2 protein-coding genes are annotated in these 1,928 nt (G+C 72.0%); one reads left to right on the forward strand and one right to left on the reverse strand.

The genetic code is table 11. The features are described 5' to 3' along the window. The coding region (locus tag BKE38_RS29770) for an ATP-binding protein (protein ID WP_076960685.1) at positions 1–1,023 on the forward strand (1,023 nt) is incomplete at its 5' end. 235 nt (positions 1,024–1,258) lie between these two features. Here BKE38_RS29770 and BKE38_RS29775 read toward each other — a convergent pair. Further along, a partial coding sequence (locus tag BKE38_RS29775; protein ID WP_076960686.1) for a TIGR03915 family putative DNA repair protein occupies positions 1,259–1,928 on the reverse strand: 670 nt, incomplete at its 5' end.

Raw genomic sequence — 1,928 nt, forward strand, 5'->3', positions numbered from 1 at the left:
ATCCTGGAAAGCCTGCCCGACCCGCTGCTGGTGCTGGGCGCCGACCGCGGCGCGCTGCGCACCAATGCCGCCGCCCGCGCGCTGTTCGGCGCCCGCGCCGCCGAGGCCGGGCCGCTGGCCGGCGACGCCGCCGCCCTGCTGCGCCACCCGGCGCTGGCCGGCGCCGTCGACCGCGCGCTGGCCGAGGGGCAGCGCCAGACCGTCGACATCGTGCTGCCCGTCCCCGTCCCGCGCGAGCTGGCCGCCCAGGTGATCCCGCTCGACCCGCCGCTGGCCGATGGCGGCCGGCTGGTGGTGCTGCTGTCCGACCGCACCCGCGAGCGCGCCGTCGAGCGCATGCGCGCCGATTTCGTGGCCAATGCCAGCCACGAGCTGCGCACCCCGCTGGCCAGCCTGATGGGCTTCATCGAGACGCTGCGCGGCCCGGCCAAGGACGACCCGGACGCCCAGGACCGCTTCCTGTCGATCATGTCCGAGCAGTCGGAGCGGATGCGCCGGCTGATCGAGGACCTGCTCGGCCTGTCGCGCATCGAGCTGGCCGAGCACCAGGCCCCGACGGAGCGCGTGCCGCTGGCCGAGCTGGCCCGCCGCGAGGCGGAGGCCATGGCGCCGATCCTGGCCAGCCGCCGCGTCCAGCTGGAGATGGCGCTGGCCGAGGACGCGATCGCCGCCCCCGCCGACGAGGAGCAGCTGTCCCAGGTGCTGCGCAACCTGCTCGAGAACGCGGTGCGCCACGGCCAGCCGGGTGGCCTCGTGAAGCTGGAGGTCGCCACCGTCGCCGGCAACCGCCCCGGCGTGACCATGAGCGTGATCGACGACGGCCCCGGCATCGCCCGCGAGCACATCCCCCGGCTGACGGAACGCTTCTACCGGGTTGACAAGGGCCGCTCCCGCAACGCCGGCGGCACGGGGCTGGGTCTGGCCATCGTCAAGCACATCGTCAACCGCCACCGTGGGCAATTGCTGATCGAAAGCAAGGAAGGCGAAGGGGCGACGTTCAAGGTCTGGCTACCGGCGGGTTAAGGTAGGCAGATGTCTGGGCGGTCGGGGCAATGAATTCCCCCGACCCCATCTTCCTTCTGATGACCGGCCGCCTGGGGACCTGCCCATCACCCGTGCCGTCGCCAGAGCCTCTCGGTAGGTTACCGGTTTATAGAACAGTGCTCGATCGCAGGTCGCGCTGCCACCGGGCCGTTTCACGTCCTGTCGCCACGTGGACACGGCAGTCCGACAGAAAAAAGATGGGGTCCAGGGGAATTCATTCCCCTGGCCTGTGGCTTCCCCTCTGCTTCCGCCCTTCCACAAACTCCTGTCCCATCATCACCTTCACCCTGCCCGACGCCCCCTGCATCAGCTGCGGGATGATCGAGGCCTCCGGCAGGTTCTTCCAGTATTTCTTGGGCATCTCGGCCCGCATGGCCTCAGGCTTCAGCCGGGCCGGGTTGAAGATGCTGGCGAAATAGGTGCGCCACAGGTCTTCCGCCGCGTCGAAGGCGGGGGCGTCGGCGCGGCGGGCGCCGGGGGCGAAGGTCACCGCCTCGCCATCCCAATGGGCGCAGCGGCGGGGCGTCAGGATCGACCAGCGCAGGATGGCGAAGCGGCGGACGAAGAAGCCGGCCTCGGCCTCCAGGATGTGGTGCTCGGGCTCGAACCAGGCGATGGAGCGCGGGCCTTCCGCGGTGTCGATCTCGCGGAAGCGCAGGAAGGCGTGCAGCTTGTGGGCGTCGCGCTTCACGGCGCGGGCCATGGCCGAGAGGCGCTGCATGCGCGGCTCGGTCGGGCGGCGCAGCAGGCCGGGCTCGGCGCGGGCGTCCCAGAGCAGGGCATAGAGCAGGGCGAAGCGCTCGGGGTCGCTGTGGCGGAGGCCGCGCTCGGCCATGGCCAGCCAGTCGCGCGGGACCGCGAGGGCCGGGGCCTCGGCCGGGGCC

Origin of the sequence: Teichococcus deserti, from assembly GCF_001982615.1 — a bacterium.
GTDB lineage: Bacteria > Pseudomonadota > Alphaproteobacteria > Acetobacterales > Acetobacteraceae > Pseudoroseomonas > Pseudoroseomonas deserti.